The organism is Streptomyces sp. NPDC046862 (assembly GCF_040704615.1).
Lineage (GTDB): Bacteria > Actinomycetota > Actinomycetes > Streptomycetales > Streptomycetaceae > Streptomyces.
In genome coordinates, this window is record NZ_JBEYXP010000019.1 from 14,945 (window position 1) to 35,033 (window position 20,089).

General features: G+C 66.4%; 15 protein-coding genes and 2 pseudogenes. 9 read left to right on the top strand and 8 right to left on the bottom strand.

The features are described 5' to 3' along the window. From sdhA to AB0959_RS21915, 7 genes and pseudogenes are all read left to right on the top strand, one after another. Entirely contained in the window at positions 1 to 1,755 is a 1,755-nt protein-coding gene (gene sdhA / locus AB0959_RS21885; protein ID WP_366828105.1) for a succinate dehydrogenase flavoprotein subunit, read from the top strand. Continuing rightward, the gene (locus tag AB0959_RS21890) at positions 1,755 to 2,534 is read left to right on the top strand and encodes a succinate dehydrogenase iron-sulfur subunit (protein ID WP_366828106.1); all 780 of its coding nucleotides are present in this window, start codon (positions 1,755 to 1,757) and stop codon (positions 2,532 to 2,534) included. The genes sdhA and AB0959_RS21890 overlap by 1 nt, the downstream gene beginning before the upstream one ends. Before the next feature lie 203 nt (positions 2,535 to 2,737). Beyond that, complete coding sequence (locus AB0959_RS21895; RefSeq protein ID WP_366828107.1) at positions 2,738 to 3,517, top strand: hypothetical protein; 780 nt, start codon at positions 2,738 to 2,740, stop codon at positions 3,515 to 3,517. 133 nt (positions 3,518 to 3,650) lie between these two features. Further along, positions 3,651 to 4,037 (top strand): type II toxin-antitoxin system RelE/ParE family toxin, encoded by a 387-nt coding sequence (locus AB0959_RS21900; protein ID WP_366828108.1) that lies wholly within the window; start codon positions 3,651 to 3,653, stop codon positions 4,035 to 4,037. Continuing rightward, a complete protein-coding gene (locus AB0959_RS21905) occupies positions 4,034 to 4,351 on the top strand; it encodes a helix-turn-helix transcriptional regulator (RefSeq protein WP_366828109.1) in 318 nt (105 codons plus the stop codon). The genes AB0959_RS21900 and AB0959_RS21905 overlap by 4 nt, the downstream gene beginning before the upstream one ends. A 116-nt stretch (positions 4,352 to 4,467) precedes the next feature. Beyond that, positions 4,468 to 4,658, top strand: a pseudogene (locus AB0959_RS21910) (4Fe-4S dicluster domain-containing protein); the annotation flags it as partial. A gap of 129 nt (positions 4,659 to 4,787) precedes the next feature. Beyond that, positions 4,788 to 5,306, top strand: a complete 519-nt coding sequence (locus AB0959_RS21915) for a hypothetical protein (protein WP_366828110.1) — start codon at positions 4,788 to 4,790, stop codon at positions 5,304 to 5,306. Between the two features lie 3 nt (positions 5,307 to 5,309). Here AB0959_RS21915 and AB0959_RS21920 read toward each other — a convergent pair whose 3' ends face one another. The 4 genes from AB0959_RS21920 to AB0959_RS21935 form a co-directional block, all read right to left on the bottom strand. Beyond that, positions 5,310 to 7,829: a DUF4132 domain-containing protein gene (locus tag AB0959_RS21920; RefSeq protein WP_366828111.1), complete on the bottom strand. Its 2,520-nt coding sequence runs from the start codon at positions 7,827 to 7,829 to the stop codon at positions 5,310 to 5,312. A 6-nt stretch (positions 7,830 to 7,835) separates the two neighbouring features. Further along, positions 7,836 to 8,228 carry a hypothetical protein gene (locus AB0959_RS21925; RefSeq protein WP_366828112.1) on the bottom strand — a complete coding sequence of 131 codons (393 nt, stop codon included), beginning with the start codon at positions 8,226 to 8,228 and terminating at the stop codon, positions 7,836 to 7,838. 51 nt (positions 8,229 to 8,279) lie between these two features. Further along, a complete protein-coding gene (locus tag AB0959_RS21930) occupies positions 8,280 to 8,651 on the bottom strand; it encodes a hypothetical protein (RefSeq protein ID WP_366828113.1) in 372 nt (123 codons plus the stop codon). A 67-nt stretch (positions 8,652 to 8,718) separates the two neighbouring features. Beyond that, complete coding sequence (locus AB0959_RS21935) at positions 8,719 to 9,171, bottom strand: ATP-binding protein (RefSeq protein ID WP_366828114.1); 453 nt, start codon at positions 9,169 to 9,171, stop codon at positions 8,719 to 8,721. A 190-nt stretch (positions 9,172 to 9,361) separates the two neighbouring features. On the opposite strand from AB0959_RS21935, the gene AB0959_RS21940 reads away from it, so the two are divergent. Both AB0959_RS21940 and AB0959_RS21945 read left to right on the top strand, forming a co-directional pair. Continuing rightward, positions 9,362 to 10,225, top strand: a complete 864-nt coding sequence (locus tag AB0959_RS21940; RefSeq protein ID WP_366828238.1) for a helix-turn-helix transcriptional regulator — start codon at positions 9,362 to 9,364, stop codon at positions 10,223 to 10,225. A gap of 14 nt (positions 10,226 to 10,239) precedes the next feature. Further along, positions 10,240 to 10,434 carry a DUF397 domain-containing protein gene (locus tag AB0959_RS21945; RefSeq protein WP_366828115.1) on the top strand — a complete coding sequence of 65 codons (195 nt, stop codon included), beginning with the start codon at positions 10,240 to 10,242 and terminating at the stop codon, positions 10,432 to 10,434. Between the two features lie 649 nt (positions 10,435 to 11,083). On the opposite strand, the gene AB0959_RS21950 is transcribed toward AB0959_RS21945, so the two are convergent. The 4 genes and pseudogenes from AB0959_RS21950 to AB0959_RS21965 all read right to left on the bottom strand — a co-directional run bounded on the left by AB0959_RS21950 (position 11,084) and on the right by AB0959_RS21965 (position 20,037). Next, on the bottom strand, positions 11,084 to 12,031 hold the full coding sequence (locus AB0959_RS21950; protein WP_366828116.1) for a hypothetical protein: 948 nt from the start codon (positions 12,029 to 12,031) through the stop codon (positions 11,084 to 11,086). A gap of 317 nt (positions 12,032 to 12,348) precedes the next feature. Then, positions 12,349 to 12,546 (bottom strand): annotated as a pseudogene (locus AB0959_RS21955) (DUF4259 domain-containing protein); the annotation flags it as partial. Between the two features lie 322 nt (positions 12,547 to 12,868). Then, entirely contained in the window at positions 12,869 to 13,240 is a 372-nt protein-coding gene (locus AB0959_RS21960) for a hypothetical protein (protein WP_366828117.1), read from the bottom strand. Continuing rightward, complete coding sequence (locus AB0959_RS21965) at positions 13,237 to 20,037, bottom strand: RHS repeat-associated core domain-containing protein (protein ID WP_366828118.1); 6,801 nt, start codon at positions 20,035 to 20,037, stop codon at positions 13,237 to 13,239. Before AB0959_RS21965 ends, AB0959_RS21960 begins: the two co-directional genes overlap by 4 nt. Between the last annotated feature and the right edge of the window lie 52 nt (positions 20,038 to 20,089).

Genomic DNA, 20,089 nt, shown 5'->3' on the forward strand with positions numbered 1-20,089 from the left:
ATGAAGATCCACAAGTACGACACCGTCATCGTCGGCGCGGGCGGCGCCGGCATGCGCGCCGCCATCGAGTCGACGAAGCGCAGCCGCACCGCCGTGCTGACCAAGCTGTACCCCACCCGCTCCCACACGGGCGCCGCGCAGGGCGGCATGGCCGCCGCGCTGGCCAACGTGGAGGAGGACAACTGGGAGTGGCACACCTTCGACACGGTCAAGGGCGGTGACTACCTGGTCGACCAGGACGCCGCCGAGATCCTGGCGAAGGAGGCCATCGACTCCGTCCTCGACCTGGAGAAGATGGGCCTGCCGTTCAACCGCACCCCGAACGGCACGATCGACCAGCGCCGCTTCGGCGGTCACAGCCGGAACCACGGTGAGGCCCCGGTCCGCCGCTCCTGCTACGCGGCCGACCGCACCGGCCACATGATCCTCCAGACGCTGTACCAGAACTGCGTGAAGGAGGGCGTGGAGTTCTACAACGAGTTCTACGTCCTCGACCAGCTCATCACCGAGGTCGACGGCGTCAAGAGGTCGGCCGGTGTCGTGGCGTACGAGCTCGCGACCGGCGAGATCCACATCTTCCAGGCCAAGGCCGTGATCTACGCGTCCGGCGGCTGCGGCAAGTTCTTCAAGGTGTCGTCGAACGCGCACACGCTGACCGGCGACGGCCAGGCGGCGGTCTACCGCCGGGGTCTTCCCCTGGAGGACATGGAGTTCTTCCAGTTCCACCCGACCGGCATCTGGCGCATGGGCATCCTGCTGACGGAGGGCGCCCGTGGTGAGGGCGGCATCCTCCGCAACAAGGACGGCGAGCGCTTCATGGAGAAGTACGCGCCGGTCATGAAGGACCTCGCGTCCCGTGACGTCGTCTCGCGCTCCATCTACACGGAGATCCGCGAGGGCCGTGGCTGCGGCCCCGAGGGCGACCACGTCTACCTCGACCTCACCCACCTCCCGCCGGAGCAGCTGGACGCCAAGCTGCCCGACATCACGGAGTTCGCGCGCACCTACCTCGGTATCGAGCCCTACACGGACCCGATCCCGATCCAGCCGACGGCGCACTACGCGATGGGCGGCATCCCGACGAACGTCGAGGGTGAGGTCCTGATCGACAACACCACGGTGGTCCCGGGCCTGTACGCGGCCGGCGAGGTCGCGTGCGTCTCGGTCCACGGCGCGAACCGCCTGGGCACGAACTCGCTGCTGGACATCAACGTGTTCGGCAAGCGGGCCGGTATCGCGGCGGCGGAGTACTCCCAGAAGGCCGACTTCGTGGAGCTCCCCGAGAACCCGGCCGAGCTCGTGATCGACCAGGTGGAGCGGCTGCGGGACTCGACCGGTACCGAGCGCGTGGCGGACCTGCGCCGTGAGCTGCAGGACACCATGGACGCCAACGTCATGGTCTTCCGCACCGAGCAGACGATCAAGACGGCCGTCGAGAAGATCGGCGAGCTGCGCGAGCGCTACCGGAACGTCGCGATCCAGGACAAGGGCAAGCGGTTCAACACGGACCTCCTTGAGGCCGTCGAGCTGGGCAACCTGCTGGACCTGGCCGAGGTCATGGCGGTCTCCGCCCTCGCCCGCAAGGAGTCCCGCGGCGGTCACTACCGCGAGGACTACCCGAACCGCGACGACGTCAACTTCATGCGCCACACCATGGCGTACCGCGAGGTCGGCGACGACGGCACCGAGTCCATCCGTCTCGACTACAAGCCGGTCGTCCAGACCCGCTACCAGCCGATGGAGCGTAAGTACTGATGGCAACCCCGACCCTGGACAAGGCGGACGCGGCCGGCCAGCCCGAGCCCGGCTTCGCCGACTCCCCGTACATCACGGTCACGTTCCGCGTCCGCCGGTTCAACCCGGAGGTCTCGGCCGAGGCGACCTGGGAAGACTTCCAGCTGGAGATCGACCCCAAGGAGCGCGTCCTCGACGGCCTCCACAAGATCAAGTGGGACGTCGACGGCACGCTGACCTTCCGCCGTTCCTGCGCGCACGGCATCTGCGGCTCCGACGCCATGCGGATCAACGGCAAGAACCGCCTCGCGTGCAAGACGCTGATCAAGGACATCAACCCCGAGAAGCCGATCACGGTCGAGCCCATAAAGGGCCTCACGGTCCTGAAGGACCTGGTCGTGGACATGGAGCCGTTCTTCCAGGCGTACCGGGACGTGATGCCCTTCCTGATCACGAAGGACACCAACGAGCCGACGCGCGAGCGTCTGCAGACGGCCGAGGACCGCGAGCGCTTCGACGACACGACGAAGTGCATCCTGTGCGCGGCGTGCACGTCCTCGTGCCCGGTGTTCTGGAACGACGGCCAGTACTTCGGCCCGGCCGCCATCGTCAACGCGCACCGCTTCATCTTCGACTCGCGTGACGAGGCGGGCGAGCAGCGCCTGGAGATCCTCAACGACAAGGACGGCGTGTGGCGCTGCCGCACGACCTTCAACTGCACGGACGCCTGCCCGCGCGGCATCGAGGTCACCAAGGCCATCCAGGAGGTGAAGCGCGCGCTGATCACGCGTCGCTTCTGATCTTCTCGCCTTCTCGGCGGTACGACGTGGTGGGCCCCGTTTCCGGCTGGACGCCGGGGACGGGGCCCACGCGTTTGCCGGGTCGGGTCGGGTCGCTGGACCGGAGCGGGGTACTTGAGACTTCAAGCCAGACACCGATGGCGATCAGCCAAGTTGGCCTGTGACTGCTGTGCCCCAGGAGCCACGGGTGGCCAGACTGAGCCATGGCACTCCTGAGGAAAGCCGCCGCCCTTCTCTCGGCCGCGGCGGCCGCGTTGATCGCGATACCCCCCACTGCCTCGGCAGCCCCCACCCCGCATCCCTCCCTCTTCCGGGAGAACTTCGACCGCCTCCCTCCGGGCCCGGTCACCGAGGGCCACGGCTGGACGACGGACACCTCCAACGGCACGCTGACGGTCAGCCGCAGCGCGACCGGTCACGGCCGCGAACTCCGCATCCGCACCGAGGGCAACGGCCGCGCCTTCCTCGTCATCCCGGACCTCCCCCTCCCCGGCAACAGCGTCTGGGCCCGCATGCGCCTGCGCGTGGCCGAGTTCCCGACGGCCCCCGACTGGGCGCACTGGACCCTCGCGGAGGCCTCCGGCTCCGACTCCCCCACGCTGGTCCGACCGCTGGGCGGCCAGTACGCGCCCACCGACAAAGGCAACTTCTGGGGAGTCGGCTCGGACCTCGGCCCGACGGGTGACTGGACCTCCTGGAAAACCTCAGCCCCGGCCGAGGCAGGGAAGTGGCAGTGCGTCGAGTTCCACCTGGACGCCACCGACAACAGGGTCACGGTCTACCTGGACGGCGTGGAGCAGTCCGACCTCACGGTCTCCACCAAGGACCACGGCGGCACGGCGGACGACTTCGTCTTCCCGACCTTCGACAAGTTGAAGCTCGGCTGGCAGCTCTACCAGGCCGACCCGAGCCCGTCGTCGTACGACGTACGCCTGGACGACATCGCGCTGAGCACGCGACGGGTGGGAGGCTGCGCTCGCTGAGGCCGCCTCGCCTGGTACAACGTCCGGCGGACGCCGCCAACCACGATCAGGTGAACCTAGTCCGTTTTGACTCAGAAATGGCAGCCAGTACGCCAGGGTACTAGTATCAGTACGTACTACCGGGCGGGGCCTGATGGCCTGGCATCTTGAAATGGCCGGAGAGGTTCGCGACTGGCTACACGAACTGCGCAAGGACGATCGAGCCACGGCACGGCTTGTAGGTCAGGCCATCCAAGCGCTTGTCGAGGAAGGTCCGGACCTCGGCCGCCCCCTCGTGGACCGGATCAAGGGGTCCGCCCTGCACCACCTCAAGGAGCTACGGCCCGGCTCGACCGGGAACAGCGAGATCCGGATCCTGTTCGTCTTCGACCCCGAGCGCAGCGCAGTCCTACTCGTGGCCGGCGACAAGTCAGGCCAGTGGACAGAGTGGTACCGCCGCTCTGTCCCATTGGCTGAGTCACGGTACGCCGAGTGGCTCGATCACCTGATGAAGCGGCAGCAGAAGGAGGCACAGCGATGACGAGCTTCCACTCGTGGGACGAGGTCAAGGAGGAGGTCTTCGACACCGAGGACCTGGACGAGATCGCCGTTGGGGCAAGGCGCATGATCTCTGAGGCCCGCGCCCACCGGCTCGCCGAGATGCGCCGACAGCTCGGCCTCACCCAGCGCGAAGTCGCAGACCGTATGCAGGTGAGGCAGGAGCGGGTCTCGGCCATCGAACGCGGGAGAACCGCATCGACCGAGGTGGGCACCGTGGCGGCATATATCGAGGCGCTCGGCGGGGAGTTGGAGGTCGTCGCCAACTTCCAGGGGACCCGGGTGGTCGTGGCATAGCCGGGTCACGCGGAACGGCATCGAGGTTCCTGCCCTCGGTGGCCGGACAGCTTTTCCCGGACGCCACTCTGTCTCCGCCTCCGTCCAGGCTTCCTTCCCGCCGGTACCTAAAGTTCACGAAGGACACGAACGAGCCGACGCGCGAGCGTCTGCAGACGGCCGAGGACCGCGAGCGCTCGACGACACGACGAAGTGCATCCTGTGCGCCGCCTGCACGTCCTCGTGCCCGGTGTTCTGGAACGACGACCAGTACTTCGGCCCGGCCGCCATCGTCAACGCGCACCGCTTCATCTTCGACTCGCGTGACGGGTCGTCCGCATCAGGCTGTGACAGGGCCGTACCTCTCGGTGGCGAGGGGAACGGCCTGGCTGGCAATATGAGGCGCTGATCCAACAGCCCGATCGCCTGCACGGGCCGGAAAACGGGGGACGACCGCATGACCGAGCAGAATCCGTACCAGAGCGGAGCGGGCGAGTGGGGCCCCGGTCACCCGCCGCAGCAGCCTCTCTCGACGCCACCACCAGGTTACGGATATCCAGGCCCCGCTCCCGCGTCGATGCCCGCATACGGCTTCCCTCAGCAGTCGGCCGCTCCGGCCCCCATGGGTGGGGCCCCGCTGCTGGCCATCGGGGACATCACGGTGATGAGCGACCAAATCGTCACGCCCGCTGGCCCCCTCCCTCTGCGCGGCGCGGTGTGGAACGCCACCGATATGTCTCATACCGAGGAGAAGATCCCGACGGTCGCCATCGTGCTCGCGATCATCTTCTTCATCTTCTGCCTCCTCGGTCTGTTCTTCCTCCTGATGAAGGAGAGGAGGACCACGGGCTTCATCCAGATCACCGTTACGAGCGCTGGCCGGCACCACTCGACGATGATCCCGGCCCTGGGCCCGCACACCTTCCCCGCGGTCATGGGCCAGATCAACTACGCCCGCTCGCTGAGCACCATGTGACTTTCAGAGCTGGCTGAGGATGGTCGGGTCCGTGATTCTCGTGTCGTCGGCCAGCATGATCGCCTTGCTCAGGATCACGCCCAGCATGCGGTCACCTTCGTAGGGCAGGTAACCGCCCTGCTGGGCACCAGGGTTGGACTTCGGCACGATGCACAGGTACTGGTCGTTCGGCGTCCTCAGGATGTTGCCCGAGCCGAGGTGGATCTTGTACGTGTGGCGCTCGCCCTTCACGTGCAGGAACCGGCCCTCCAGGGTGCAGCGGTCGGCTATCGCAAGGCGGGGTATCAGCCGCTCCAGCAGCGCCCGTCGGGTCTCGGCACTCTGGTTCAGCTCGCCGAAGCCGTACGACGACCAGTACTCCCGGAAGCGCCCGCCGGGGCCGCCGTCCTGCCACGCCGGGTCGTTGCCGATACTGGCCACGCCCACGAACAGGTCGACGTCACGCAGCACTTCGGAGAGGACGAGTGGCGGTATCTCGTCGAGGGGAACGGGCTCGACAGGCTCCTGCCCGTCGCGGAGCCACATGTGGTACTCCTCGCCACCGCAGCAGTGGGCCGAGTTCTCCGGAGCGTCGATCGGGTAGAAGCGCACCTGGTCGGTCCGCAGCCGCAGGAAGGTCCCGGACTCGGTGGTGTCGACCCCGTACTCCTCGCCGTCGCCCTGGACCCAGAACTCGGCCCGCAGCCCCCACTGCGGCAGTTCACGCGTCGCGGGCGGCGCGGAGTCGTCGACGCAGAGGCGGAGCCTGTTGCGCCATCCCCGCACGGCGGCCAGGGAGTGGAACTGGTGCTGCCGCACGATGTGCGCCGCGAACCGGTTGGAGTAGGTGTGGGTGGCCCGCTCGGCGTCGGTGAGCAGATACACCTCGCAGTGGGCCTGCTTGAACGGCTGCGTGACGGCGTGCCGCTCCAGCCAGTCCCGCCAGGCGACGACTTCGGCGGGCTCGCGGCCGACGGGGTGCCAGGGCTGGACCTCGGAGTCGCCGTCTCTCGCAGGGGCCACCGGATCATCGGTGAGGGTGCGCAGCTCTCTGTCCGCGAACCCGACGGCCGTACCGTCGACGACCCACAGCAGCCGGCGGGCCAGCGTCCCCACGAGCGGATGGTCGAGATACCGCTCGCGCCACTCCCCGTACCGCCAGGTCCGCCGCGCGAGGAACTGGCGGTCCAGCCGCTCGCTCTGCGCGCTGAGCATCCTGTCGATGTCCTTGACGGCGGCCTTGAGCTCCTTGAGCTCGTCGGCGAAGTCCCGCTTGACGGAGGCGGGCACGCTCTTGACGGCTTTCCCGGCGGAGGTACGCCAGCTCAGCACGCCCTTGGTGCCGTGGACTTCGACGTCGGCGATGACATCACCGAACCGCTGACACGCCCGTCCGGCCTCGGTGAGCCCGTACGCGGGAACGGCCAGCTCCTCGATCTCCTCCCGGCTGAGCCCGAGGGCGGTGGCGCGGTCCTCCAGCGCCGTGTCGACGATCTTCGCGGTGGCCTTGTAGGTGATCCGGGTGGCGAGCCGTGCGAGCTCCGCGAGGGCGGCCTCGCTGTTGATCCGCGCGAGGGCGACGACCCCGGCGTTGGCGACCTTCGGGTTGCGGGGCCCCATCCCGGCGACCTTCTTCAGCGAGGTCTCGACGAGCGCGCCGAGCGCCCGCGCGGTGTCAGGGTGCGGCGGCAGGAGGGAGAGCAGCCAGGCGAGCCCGCGCAGGGCGTTGGCGTTGTACGGGTCGTAGGCGCCGTTGACGTCCCCCTCGGCGTACCCCCACCCCTCCAGCCCGAACGTCCGCGGACGCCCGACGAGGCCGAGCCAGGACAGGACGGTGCCACGGACCCGCTCGTCCCTCAGAGCATCGATGAGCTCCTGGGCCCGCTGGTCCCACTTGGTACTGGGCTTGGACGCGGTGGCGCCGGCGACATGGGCGAGGAGCGCACGCCATTCAGCCCGCTCAGCTCCGCCAGTCCCCTCAATCCCCTCGGCATCGGCCATGGCGCGCTCGGCCCACTCCTCCCCCACGTTGAGGACAGGGACGGGGTCGGGCAGCTTCTTGACGATCTCGCGGAGGGGACCGGAGCGGTAGGCGTCCAGCGTGGAACGCCGGAAGACGGCGACGACGGCGGGTGAGAGGGCGCGCCCCACCGCCAGCTCCTGCTCGGCCAGGGCCTCCAGCCGCGACGCGTACCAGAAGGAGTGCAGCCGCCCGACCCGTTCGAGCTCCTCGACGCGCTCCTCGGAGAGCAGATCATCGGGGAGCCCGCGGGAGATGATCCCGACGAGGGTGAGCACGTTGCGCCGCGCGTCCGGCCCGGCCTCGGCGGAGTGGTACTGCTCCACGAGGGCGTCGCCGAGCCGTTGCCGCACCTCGACGGGCAGCTCACGCAACAGCTCCAGCAGCTCGTCCCAGTACTCGTCCCAGAGCCCGTCATTGGCGACAGCGGCTTTCAGCAGATCCACGGCGAGGGCCCGGAGGTCCCCGTCCGCGACCCGCTCCCGCACCAGCGACTTGTAGTTCTTGACCCGTGCGTAAGCCATGGCCCCTCATCCCCCCACCAGCGGAACCAGCTTGAGAAAGACGACCTCGGTCCCGAGCGGCAGCTCGACCTCTTCTTCGAGATCAGTGACCTGCCGGTCCCCCACCAGCACCAGGAACCCGTTCCCGGCGAAGGCGGTGAGCGCGAGCGCGGTCTGGGCCTCCGGGTCGATCCGCCGACGCGTCCGCATCACGTACCCGTTCAGCACGCGCTCCGCGTCCTCGGGCTGCACGAGCCCCTGGAACACCTCAGGCGTACGCGCGTTGTACTCGGCGACCTCCTGGAAAACCCGCCGCCGAATCAACTCCCCCACCGAGAGCCGCTCTTCGGCGACCTCGATCCCCCAGCCGGCACTCCGGCCACCACTCGTCGTCTCGTCGACGAACGTCACGGTTCCCATGCCGAGGAACAGTACGGTCCACCACTGACAACGGCGGTGGCCCTGGGGTGGTCAGACGTCCGCCGACCGCAACGTCCGGGCGGCCAGGAGCACCCCGGCAGCCCCGGCCACGGCCCCCACGGCCCCGTAGGACCAGACGGCACGAGAGGAACGCCAGGACAGCACCGACCACTTCGACTGCGCGGACAGCGCTGATCCGATGCTCAGCCACGATCCGGCGGAGATCAGCGACAGCGCGGACCCGATCGAGCCGGCCGACAACACACTCCCCACCGACCCGACGGACAGGGCCGACCCGACGGACCCGATGGACAACACCGACCCCACGGAGCCGATCGACAGCACGGAGTCCTGCGACCACAGGGACAGCGCGGAACCGGAGGAGGTACGGCACGTCGACGGCAGCTCAGGCGACTTGGTCATGAGGTCATTGTGCCGTCCCGGGCACCGTCCGCCAGTGCGCCGAGGCCGGCAGTGTCCTCGGCCGGCTCTATGGACTGGGAGCCCGCCACTCGGCCCACACCTCCTTCCCTCCACCGCCCCGACGCCCGTTGACGACGAGAAAGTGCCCCCACTCGTCAGCACACGCCCGCGTCAGCCACAGCCCACGCCCACTCTCCTCGTCGAGCCCCGGCTGCGGCCCCTCAAGAGGAGGGCAGGAACTGCTGTCCCACACACTGAGCCGCAACCGCCCATCCGCCCGAATGAGCCTTACGGCCACGGGATCCCTCGTACACGCCAGGGAGTTCGTGACGAGCTCGGAGGCGACGAGCTGGGCGTTGTCGAGGACAGTGGGGGCGGCCTGGTACCGGGTGAGCACGGTCCGGACATGGGCGCGAACGATGCCCGGGCCGAAGGGTGAGTGGGGGATGCGGAGGGTGTACTCCCAGTCGTTGTCGAGTGAGGGGCGGGTTGCGGTCTTCGTCTGGGCGAGTTCGGTCACGGCCGTAACTCCTCTGCGGCGCGAAGGGGTTGAGTGAAACGGGCGGTGGCTCCGCCGCCGCTGCCGTGTGCTGCGCTTGGGCAGGGCGGTGCACTTCCGGGGATCCCGGAAACAACGCTGGGTAGTTGATGCGATACTCACCGTAGAGCACACGACTACAATACTGCTACCGAACACGGAAACTTCCTGGATAGGAGCAACTGTGCCACCAAGGCCCACAGCGACCGCGAGGCAGCAACGCCTGGGCGCTGAACTGCGGAAAATGCGGGAGCGTGCTGATCTGACCACTCGTGCGGCCGGTCAGAAGCTGGGCATCGACCCGGCCAGGATCAGCAACATCGAGTCCGGGAGATTCGGCGTCAGCGCAGACCGCGTTCGAGCTTTCGCACTTGGGTACGAATGCGACGACGAGCCGTACATCGAGGCTCTCGCGGCCATGACCACAGGCCGGTCCCGCAACTGGTGGGACGATTACCGGGAACTCCTGCCCCCGGTCCTGCTGGACCTTTCGGAGATGGAGGAGCACGCAACCTCGCTCCGCACGGTCCAGTTCACACACCTACCGGGGCTTCTCCAGACTCCGGAGTACGCCCGCGTGGTCTTTCAGCAGAACGTCCCGGCGCTCTCCCCGCCCATGGTCGAGCACCGTCTCTCCCACCGCATCAAGCGCCAGGGGATCCTCTACTCCGACAACCCGACGCCGTACACGGGGATCATCCATGAGGCGGCCCTGCGCATGCAGTTCGGCGGCCCGGAAGTCATGCGCAAACAGCTGGCACACATCGCCGAGATGAGCGAACGTGAGCACATGACCGTCCTCGTCCTACCGTTCGCGGCAGGCATCTTCCCCGGCGCCGGCCAGACAGTGGTCATCGCCCAAGGCCCGCACCCCCGACTGGACACGGTGCAACTGGACACGGAACACGGTTCTGAATTCCTCCATGCCGAGGCACAGCTGGAGAAGTACCGGACGATCATGAGCCGCATGAAAGACCTGTCGCTGGACGCGGCGGCCTCCCGCGACTTGATCCATGCACTGATGACGAACCCGTGAAAGGTCACCATCCGATGTCCGAACTGAACTGGCAGAAGTCCTCGTTCAGCAGCGAGGCCAGCAACTGCATAGAACTGGCCACGGCCCCGGACGGAACGATCCACCTCCGCGAGTCCGACGAACCAACGACCAGCCTCGCCGTGCAGGCGCCAGGCCTCAACTCCCTGCTGCGCGCAGCTCGCCGAGAAATACGGCGTCTTCAAGGTTGAGCGCCTGCGGCCGGTGTCGATGCCCTCCTGCGAGTACGCGTCCGGTCAGGATGTGACACTTCAGCGCGCAGTGTCACATCCTCGCCGAGCACCACGCGGGCGCGGACGCTCCGCGCACCAGTCATTCTCCGCCAAGCACTGCGCCGTCAGTTGCGAGCCGCTCGCCCTTGGCCTCCTGGTCCACGGACTCGTCGAGCGTGTCGAACAGGAAGGTGCCAGCACCTCGGCGATGACATCGTCCGGGTCCTGGGCGACCACCAAGGCCACCGCCTCCCGTCAGCCCTTGGGGACAGCATCCAGGGGGTTCCAGACCAACCGCTGCGGATCGACCCGGGAAACGAACCGGATACCACCCCGAGCCGGCAGCATGGGTGCTCCCGCCACAGCCTCCAGACCGCAAAAGCCCTCGTACGCGGCACCAGTAACCCCATGGCCCGGACGCCGTCCGGCGAGACGGCCGCCATCACCGCCTCCGGAGGAACGGTCTATCCGACTCCGGCCGTGACAACGCTCGCCCCATGTGGTCGAGTCCGTCCGTATCCGCGCCGCTGCCGGGCATGTTCTCTCCTGCCTCCAAAAAGGCACGGTGAGGTCGTTACCGTTGACCTGCATACGGGCGGCCGCCAGGGCGTTCGGCAGCGGCCGCAGTTCAATCAGGCAGCACGATCATGTGAGTCGGCGGGCCGGGCATGGGTGAGGGGCCGCGGAACTCACCGCTCACGAGTACGTCTCGCACCGTGCGGTAGACGTTCTCAACTGCCTGGCCGCGGTATTCCTGGAACGTCGGCGTGGCCTGAAGGAACAGCGAACCGTTCGGAAGCAGAGAGACGGAGTGGAAAGCCTGCGAATCGCGCAGTGCATCGGCGCCTCCCAACATGCGGGCGACATCGGCGGAGATGACCATGAGCCAGGAATAACCCCGCAGCTGCGATCGCCAACGAGGGGTGTTGGTCGTCGGGTCACTGGCCTGACCGCGGAGGCGGCTCTCAAGCTCCGTCATCTCCTGTGCGTGACTGTAGGAGAGATGCCCATACACTACGTTGTACCGGTCGCAGACCCATCGGATGGACCGCAAGAGACGGTCCTGCGCACGTGAGGCCCGCGAATCGCGGAGCTCCATCTCGTCTACGGGGACGACCAGCTTCACATATTCCGGGAGGCCCTCGTCGAAGGTGACCGAAATCCAGACATCGGAGTCACCCATCTCACCACCGTCCGAAAATTCTCCGCTCATTACAGAAAACGACTCCGGCCGGTCGTCTACGAACTCTCTCAACCACGAATAAACATCCGGAGTGTAGGGATTGCATCGGACGTCGAATGTGCCCTGCGGCGCAACCGAGACATAGGACCATCGGTTCGAGTCTCCATCCGGCTTAATATCAGGAACCCGGGAGAACCCCGACTCGGAGATTTTGTGCCGCCCCGCGCCCCGAAGGACATTAGCCTCAGCGAGATCGCGAACACCCTCCGTGAGCCACTGGAACGCACATTGAGACAACCCGGCGCCGCTGGCATCGAATACTGTGAGCTCTACTACGAGTCCATACGAACGGTTGGCATTGATCTCATCGAGGAGATCCTCTCGCCAGCCCATATTGAGACCGCCTTACCTTTCCGTCACATCACTGAGGCCTCCGAACTGCACTCGGTGAGGCTCTTCGCATACAGTCGCTCCTCGCGGCGATATCGGCGAAAGAGCTACGTAGATTGGCCTTCACTGAGGGGGTGCAGTACAGATCTCAAACTGTCGATCGCAGCCTGAGCCTCTCCTTTCTCGTCAACGTCGACCCAACTCCTCCAAATCCAGCCATCTGCGGGCAATGTCACATCCAGCGCCTGAATTACAGAGGAGGCGAGAATGGAATGAATTGGCTGCGCCAGCCATTCTGTCAAACTCGGTTATTCCTCGTTTCAAGCCAAGGAACGCCCCGCTGGAACATTGGCCGCAGCCACAGCAGCAGCCATTACCTCCTCAGGCAGCACAGAGGCGTTTGAACTACCGCCCGCCTCGATGGCGGCATGGAAAGTACGTTCAACGACCGCCAACCGCTGCGGTTCAGATTTTTCTTCCAGCTCATCAAGGAAGTCTTCAGCGCTGTCGCTGTCAAACGGGTCTGATCCTCAAGTTCCCATCACAAACTCCAGTCGTGACTTACGGCAGGTATCCACCAAATGGAACTTCGATCTCTGGGCCTCTGCGGTTCAAGAGAGTCCCACCCCTCTCCTTTACTCCTTCCATCATCGACTGCTCCATACGGCGAATCGCTGTCTTGCTCGTACCGCCAGTTAACGGCCACATTGGCCGCAGCCTCCGTCATCAACGAGAGAATCCACGGCCAACCGCACATTACAGCCGTCAATGCGAACCAGCGGCAGCGCACCTTGTCAACGTAACGCACATTTGGCGGACCGACAACGCCAGGAACCATCTTCAGTCGTGCAACCGAATCGACAGATCGGAAGCAGTGACAGAGATTCGACCGAAGTCACCTGTCATGAGATAAAGGTTCCCCTTCACTTCAAGAGAGTCGACGGCCCCGTAGTCCAGCTCGCCAGTTGCATCCTTTGCTGGCGGAGTCCCCTGATCGATCCAATGCAGATCGACCACTTGCGAAAACTGCAGCGTTCCTCGTCGGTAGCAGTGCCTCTCATCAGGCAAAGCAGGGCCGTGCTGCGGATGATTGACGTTCAGAGCAAGATCTACCACAAGAGCCAACGAACCCGGGCGAGCTTGAATATCGAGCACATAGCTCTCTTCCAAATGATAAACGGCCAACCGACTTACTTCCCTGTAGTCATTCATCCCAGATCCCATTCGATCGGCGTGTGATTACCGGGACTCTTGCGCGTGACGGGATTCCCGAACGAGTCGATTCGCTCCCCGCTGGCATTCCTCATTTCAACGTGCGGGTCACTGCTTCCCGGAGCCCTGCCAGTGCCCTTCTTGATGGTAAGCCGGAGAGTCCCATTCGCGTCACGGAACTTGATGGGACCGTTCTCCGTCTGGCTTCGAACCCAACCGTTCGAGTGCCCGAACTCCTCCAGTTGAGACGCCTTGGCGGTGCCACTTCTGGTGAGCTGCCCCATTGCAAAGTCTGCGTCATAACCGGCGACACACTTGCAGTCAGCCAGCCCAGCGAGGGTTTTGCTCGCCGACCGACCGGCCGCAGCTGATTCCACTGCGGTAGCCGTTGCCAGGGCCCTGCCCACGCCCCAGCTCACGAGCGCGAGAACATCCGTGACGATGGCCTCCACGCAGTCGCCCTTGCCGGTCACACAGTTGATGTTGGCCTGAACCCCAAAGGGGTCGTTCTCCGGAGACTCCAGCAGCCCGGCCTTGTGGGCCGTGGAGCAGAATCCCCCATAGTTCGTATCCGACGCGTTGACGCCCTGACAGACACCGACGGTCCAGTCGTGCAGCGCCTCGTCGTACGTGTGTCCGGGGAACATCATTCCCCGCGCCATGAGCTCTTCGGCGGTGGGAATGGGAACGTTGTTGACGACAACCTTCCCTGTGCCCGAGCCGGAGCCGGAGCCGGAACTACCTTTGCTCTTTCCGCCGTTCCCCGTGCCCCCGGTCGCGTAGAGGATGTCCCCGCCGTCATAGCAGTGCGTGGTGGTGCATCCCGGGCCGTGGTCCGGTGTCCAGACGCTGTCGGGGTTGTCGACGCTGCAGCCATCGCAGAAGAGGCCGGAGGGGTCCGACTGACTCACCGGGCTGTTGCCGCTGTACGCGTACCCGTTCATCTGCAGCGGGTCCGCGATGTCGATGATCGGGTCCGCCGAGAGGAAGCGGCCGGAATTCTGGTCGTACTCGCGGGCGCCAATGTGTGTCAGGCCCGTCGCCGCGTCATCGATGCCCACGCCCAAGTAGCTGCGCTTGTTGGGCCACGACGAGGGCTTCTGGCCGCGCGTTTCGCCGTACGGCTTGAAGGCGCGGCGCGTCACCTCTTGGCCGCTCGACACCTTCACCGACGTGTTGGCCGTGCCCAGCTGATCGGCGAGCATGACGCTGCGCTGGTGGCCTGTTGTCGCGCCGTTGCTCGTGGTGCGGGTCACCGTCGGGGCGCCGGGGTGGGCGTAGGAGCGGGAGGCCCGGGTGATCTTGCCGGTCGAGTCCGTCGTCACCTCCGTCTCGCCCAGGTACAGCGTCGAGCCCGACGTGGAGTTCTCCAGGATGCGGTTGCCCGCGGCGTCGTAGACGTACGTCGTTTTCTTGCCGTCGTCCGTGATCGTGGCGAGCTTGTTCTCGGGCGTCCAGGTCAGATCCTGCGTCGTGCCGGGCAGGTCGCGGGACTCGGTGTTGCCTACCGCGTCGTACGCGTAACTGCTGCCCTGGCCCAACGGGTTGGAGCTGATCCACTTCATGGTGTGCGGTTGTGTCGCGTTGTAGCCGTACGTGAAGGTGACGCTCTTCGTCGCGTCCGCCGGGTCGCGGTCCGTCATCGTGGCGCGGTTGCCCAGCCAGTCAAAGGTGAAGGACTGGCGGTAGGCCGCCGGGCCCGTGGAGACCGTGGTCTTGTCAGGAGCGGCGGCTGCCAGCGTCGACGTCAGGGAAGCGTCCGGGCTCGACGCGTCGGTCGATTCGTCCGGGGCGTCGGCCACCGGGCCGGACGCATCCGCATAGTCCGTTCGGTAGCCCCAGGTAGCGCCGTTCGCCGACTTGCAGCCGGTGCCCTTGCCACCAGGTGTGATGTTCGACGTCCAGGCGTTGGCCAGCTCCCCCATCACGTCGTACGTGAAGCACTGCGTGTCCCACGTCGTACCCGAGGCCTCCGCCAGCTTGCGCGCGTTGGACGTGATGACGCCCGACTTGTCGTACGAGTAGTAGCTGTCCGTGATGCGGTGCGGGCCCGACGTCTCCCGGTCGGCGACCGTGCGCTGGAGTCGGCCGGTGTGCGGATCGACGAAGTTCGTCGTCCAGACCCGATAGGGCTGCGCGCCCGACACCGTCCTCAGGGCCTCGCCATAGGGCGAGTAGGTCACGTCGGACGTGTACCAGGCGAGTCCCGAGGTCGACTCGGCGAGGCCGTCCCCGTTGTAGCGGGTTATGACCTTCTCCTTCGCCAGTCCGCCCACTGCGGGCAGCGTGACCGACTGCGGTTGCCCGGTGACCGGGGTGTAGGTGTACGCGTAGGCGTAGCTACCGGAGAACCCCGTCGTCATGGTGTTGGACGGGATCACCGTCTCGCTGCCGGTGGGCCGGTACTCGGTGTCGTAGCCGGTGACGCGGTTGAGGTAGTCGCCGTTCGCGGTGTGCCGGATCGAGGCGACCGGCTGGCCGAGCCCGCCCGGCAGGGTGTCGTAGGTGAACTCCTTGACCGGAGTGGCCGTCTCGGACCCTTCGCGCACGTACCTGACCCGACCGAGCTCGTCGTACTGCGTGTACGTCGACCTCGCCTTCGCGTCCGTGACCTTGATCGGTCGGTCGGCGTCGTCGTACCAGGTTTCCGTCTTGCCCGCATCGGGATCCGTGGTGGAGGTCACCCGGCCCCGGGCGTCGTACGTGTAGGTCCAGGCATTGCCTGCTGGATCGGTGACCTTGCTGCGGTTGCCTCGGGCGTCGTACTCATAGACGGTCGTGCGTCCTTGGTCCGTGCTCCCGTCGTCCTTGTAGTGGCGTATCGAGGTAACACGGCCAAGCGCGTCGGTGAAGGTGCGGATCCGCGGGGACGTCGAGCCGGCCGGGTTCACATACATACTGGTGTCGCCATAGCTCGTGTACGTCGCATACGCGTAGTCGCCGTCGTGGTACGTCGACTGGCGAACCTGACGCTCCAAGCCGTCGTACCGGAACTTCACCCAACTCGGGATCAGCGACTTCGACCGGGGCTCGAAGAGCTCGCTGGCAGGCTCGCCCTGCGCCAGGTAGGCACCGGTCTGCTCGTCGACGAGACCGTGATCGTCGTAGGTGGTGTCGGTGACGATCCGGCCGGGGCCGTGAGCCTCGGACTGGGTCTGGACCTGGCGCATCAGGCCGTCGTAGATGGTGACCTGGCGGCTGTAGGTCCCGTCGTCCTTGAGGGTCTTGGTGGTGACCGCAGCGGGGCGCGTCTCCTTGGAGTCGGCGATCGCCGCCTGGTACGCGATCTCGACGTCCGGCGACTTGCCGCCCGAGGAGCGTGACGGAGACCAGCCCTTGACGAGTCGGCCGAGGGCGTCGTACTCGTTGCGCGTGACCCGGCCGTTGGCGTCCGTGACTGTCAGCGCCAGGCCACGGCCCGGGTCAAGGTTTGTGGTTACGGTGTGGCTCTTGGCGTTGATGGTCTTTACCGCGGTGACCGGGCCGCCCTCGTCTCCGGGTGTGTACCGGACCTCGGTCGTGCCGGTACCCGGCCTCATGACAGTACGGACGCGCCCCAACGGGTCGTACGTGGTCTTCGTGACAACCGAGTAAGAAGTACCGGCAGCATCGATCCCCGCGACGGAAGTGCTCAACCCCTTTGTCGGGGTCGCTCCGTACGTCAGGTTGTCGTAGCTGTTACGCACGGCCTTCACAAGTTCCGTGGCCGGGGCGGCTGAGTCGTACCCCGCACACGAAGTCCCGGTGGTGCGCTGCTCCTTCAACAAGCCGATCAGCCATGCCGACGTGTTGTGTACATACGACGTCACTGTGCAGGTCTGGTCGGACAGGTTCTCGCCGGACCCGTTCGGCTTGACCACAGCCGTTTCGACTTTGATGGGCAGGCCGTACGTGTCGTCGACGGTCGTCAGTGTGCGGACGGCACGCCAGCTCGTGTCGACCGCCTGGATCTCGTCCGTGCGCTTGATCCCGCTGCGATGGGCGAGCAGCGGCTCCAGGTCCGCACCGTCCTCCGCTTCCCGTGTCCGAGAAGCGGTTTGCTTGGACCAGGGATAGTTCAAAGTGCGTTTCTGGACCCGCTTGGCGGAATTGAGGTAGGTGATGCTCTCCGCCGTCATGCCCGCGTACTGCGGTGCGTCATCGGCGAGGAGCGTGTACTCGTTCTTGGAGTCCTTGACCTCCCCGCCCACTCCCTGGAAGTACCGCGTCTCGGAGTACGACTGGGACTGCGGGTCCCCCTGCTCAGAACTGGACTTGCTGCCCTTGGTGACCGCGACCTGACGGTAACCGCGCCAGACGCTGTACGTGCGGAGGGACGGGCGGGTGAACTCGTCATCGCTCTTGGCCCAGGCGGGGTCCGTGTACTTGTACGCGGTGTGGACGGACTTGCCCTGAGAGGTGACCTTGTCGGTCTCGGTGACCGAGTCGACGACGTACTTGTTGAACCATGCCTTGGCCGGCGTTTTCTCCTCGCCGTCCGGGGACCATCGGACGGGGTAGCAGGTGCCGTTCTTCTCACCCTTGTCCGCGGAGGGCTCGGACGCGCATCCGCCCTTGTACTCCACTTCGATGTCTCCGCCGTGCTCGGTGGCGACCGTGCCGATACGCGGGCGGGTGAAGGCGGGGCGCTGGTCGTTGGGGCCACTGGGGACCAGGTTCGGGAGCTGACGATCCTTGAGGCGAGTGCGTAGGGGTGAGGTCGAGCCGACCGTGTACTCGGCGAAGCTGACGCCGTCCTTGGACTGGAGAGTGCCGGTGGTGTCGCCGGGGGCGAAGCCGCGTCGGGTGATCGAGTTCAGCCAGAGGCCGGGGGACGTGTCGTACCAGTCCTCCGGAAAGGACTGGTGAAGCGTGTATGTGTCCACCTTGCCCAGTCCGGTCTCGCCCGCGCGGGCCGCCTTCGTCGTCACCGTGTCCAGGCGCATCTGCGTCCAGAAGGACGGAAAGACAGGACACAGCTTCGACGTGGACTTGCAGTTGAGGTTGCCGGGGGTGTCCCACCACAGGCGGTACGCGCCGGGGTCATCGGTCTTGGCGAAGTTGGCGGAGTCGCACGCCGTCTCCGACTTCAAGCAACGCTGCTTGACGCCGAACGCGACCGTCGCAGACGGCTTCGTCAGGTCGGACGAGCGCATGCCGTACTCGATGGTCGTCGGATACGCGTAACGGTCATACTGCTCAGGGGACTTGAACTTCTTCTTTACGGCGTAGTAGTTCGTCTCCTGCTTCCAGTCGACGACCATCACGTTGCCGTGCACGTCAACCACCTTGTCCAGGCCCCAGCGCCAGGCCTGCTTCTTGCCCGCGCCGCAGCGGGAGCCGGCGAAGGCCGCGGCGTGGCACGGTTCGCCCGGGTGGTTGCCGAAGACGGGGACGGTGGAGACGGAGTCGGTGTCGGCGTGTCCGCCGCCGACCTTGTTGAGGCCGAAGTAGTACTTGGTGCCGTCGGTGCTCGTGACGATCCAGTACTCGCCGTTGTTGTCGCCGTTGTCTCCGCCGGTCCTGCGCTCAACGCGGGTGCCGTCGTCGCTCTGGGGGCGGTAGATCTCGGTGTCGGTCTCCGGGTCACTGCCTGTCGGCGCGTCCCTCACCAACTCGACGGTCGTGCCGCCCAGCGACATCACGGCGTTGTACGACACCCAGCACAGGTCGAACGTCTCGTCCTTCTCGGCTGTGTTGTTCGGGGTGCCGGAGTTCAGCTTCTTGCGGTCGTCCTTACAAGTGCGGTAGCGGCGCTCGATGTGGCCGGCATCGTAGTCCCAGCCCTCGCCGATCCAGGAGGACTGAGGGGAGGAGACCGCGGTACGGCCATCCACGGCCTGGGAGTTGTAGTTCAAGGAGACGGCCGGTGCCGGGCCGGCTGGGGCTGCCGGAACCGTCAGCGGGTACGACCAGGTGAACGCTCCCGAGGAGCCTCCCGCCTCCCATTTGCCGTTGGACGCAAGGGGCGTGGCCTTGAAGGAGCCACCCGCGCCGGTACCGGAGTCGGCCAGACCCAGGACAGCCGTGTCGCCGGTCGCCGCCGCCGGTGTGACCCCGGTCCGGTAGGCGGCCTGGGCCGCTGACGGGCCGTCGGACGTGCTCCCCGCAGTCGCCGCTGCCGGGGTCACGGTTCCGTCCGCCGCCGTATCGACCGTCGCCATGATCGACCGCGTCTTGGTGTCGTTGGTCGTCTCCAGTTCCTCGTACGTCTGGCACGCCTCGTCGTCCGGCGTGGTCAGGTAGCACTCGGGGAACTGGACGAAGCGCAGGCGGGAGGCCCAGTCGGCGCCGTAGAGGTTCTTGAACTTCGCGTAGTCGAACTTGACCGAGATCGGCACGGAGCCGGTCGCGGGAGCCTGGACCTTGACGACGGCCCCGTCGACACCCTGGGAGACGGGCGCGGTGCGGTCGTAGACCTGGACGGACCAGGTGCCCGTGGGAGCCGCCTGGTCCGGGGCCTGGCCGAGGCTTACGGGGAGGTCACCGACCGGAGTCAGGGCCACCTGCTGGGCGGCCGTTCCAGTGCGCGCGGCTGCCTGACTCGCGCTCGCCGTCGACCCGAAGCTGACCGTCCCGGTGTTGGCCGGCGGCGGCGTCACCGTGCCCGTCGGGGCCTGTTCCTGGTCATCAGGGATCTCGACCTTCAACGTCTCCAGATCCCGTTCGAAGGCCTCGCCCGAGATCGGCTCGTCCTGGTTGAGCTTCTCCAAGTCCAGTGTTTCGCGGCCCTGTTCGGCAGCGGTCGGATCGGGCGGCAAGGCCACCGACTGCGCGGGCAGGAGCCCCACGAGGAGGGCTGCCCCGAGCGCGGGCACGACGGCCGTGCGTAAACGGCGCAGGCGGAGACGGCGGGCATGCGAAAAGCGA

What these genes read in the sequence shown, in the direction of transcription:
- AB0959_RS21905 (WP_366828109.1), top strand. Translation starts at nt 4,034, where the DNA reads ATGACGAGCTTCCACTCGTGGGACGAGGTCAAGGAGGAGGTCTTCGAC.
- sdhA (WP_366828105.1), top strand. Translation starts at nt 1, where the DNA reads ATGAAGATCCACAAGTACGACACCGTCATCGTCGGCGCGGGCGGCGCC.
- AB0959_RS21895 (WP_366828107.1), top strand. Translation starts at nt 2,738, where the DNA reads ATGGCACTCCTGAGGAAAGCCGCCGCCCTTCTCTCGGCCGCGGCGGCC.
- AB0959_RS21960 (WP_366828117.1), bottom strand. Translation starts at nt 13,240, where the DNA reads ATGAATGACTACAGGGAAGTAAGTCGGTTGGCCGTTTATCATTTGGAA.
- AB0959_RS21915 (WP_366828110.1), top strand. Translation starts at nt 4,788, where the DNA reads ATGACCGAGCAGAATCCGTACCAGAGCGGAGCGGGCGAGTGGGGCCCC.
- AB0959_RS21900 (WP_366828108.1), top strand. Translation starts at nt 3,651, where the DNA reads ATGGCCTGGCATCTTGAAATGGCCGGAGAGGTTCGCGACTGGCTACAC.
- AB0959_RS21945 (WP_366828115.1), top strand. Translation starts at nt 10,240, where the DNA reads ATGTCCGAACTGAACTGGCAGAAGTCCTCGTTCAGCAGCGAGGCCAGC.
- AB0959_RS21930 (WP_366828113.1), bottom strand. Translation starts at nt 8,651, where the DNA reads ATGACCAAGTCGCCTGAGCTGCCGTCGACGTGCCGTACCTCCTCCGGT.
- AB0959_RS21925 (WP_366828112.1), bottom strand. Translation starts at nt 8,228, where the DNA reads ATGGGAACCGTGACGTTCGTCGACGAGACGACGAGTGGTGGCCGGAGT.
- AB0959_RS21950 (WP_366828116.1), bottom strand. Translation starts at nt 12,031, where the DNA reads ATGGGCTGGCGAGAGGATCTCCTCGATGAGATCAATGCCAACCGTTCG.
- AB0959_RS21920 (WP_366828111.1), bottom strand. Translation starts at nt 7,829, where the DNA reads ATGGCTTACGCACGGGTCAAGAACTACAAGTCGCTGGTGCGGGAGCGG.
- AB0959_RS21890 (WP_366828106.1), top strand. Translation starts at nt 1,755, where the DNA reads ATGGCAACCCCGACCCTGGACAAGGCGGACGCGGCCGGCCAGCCCGAG.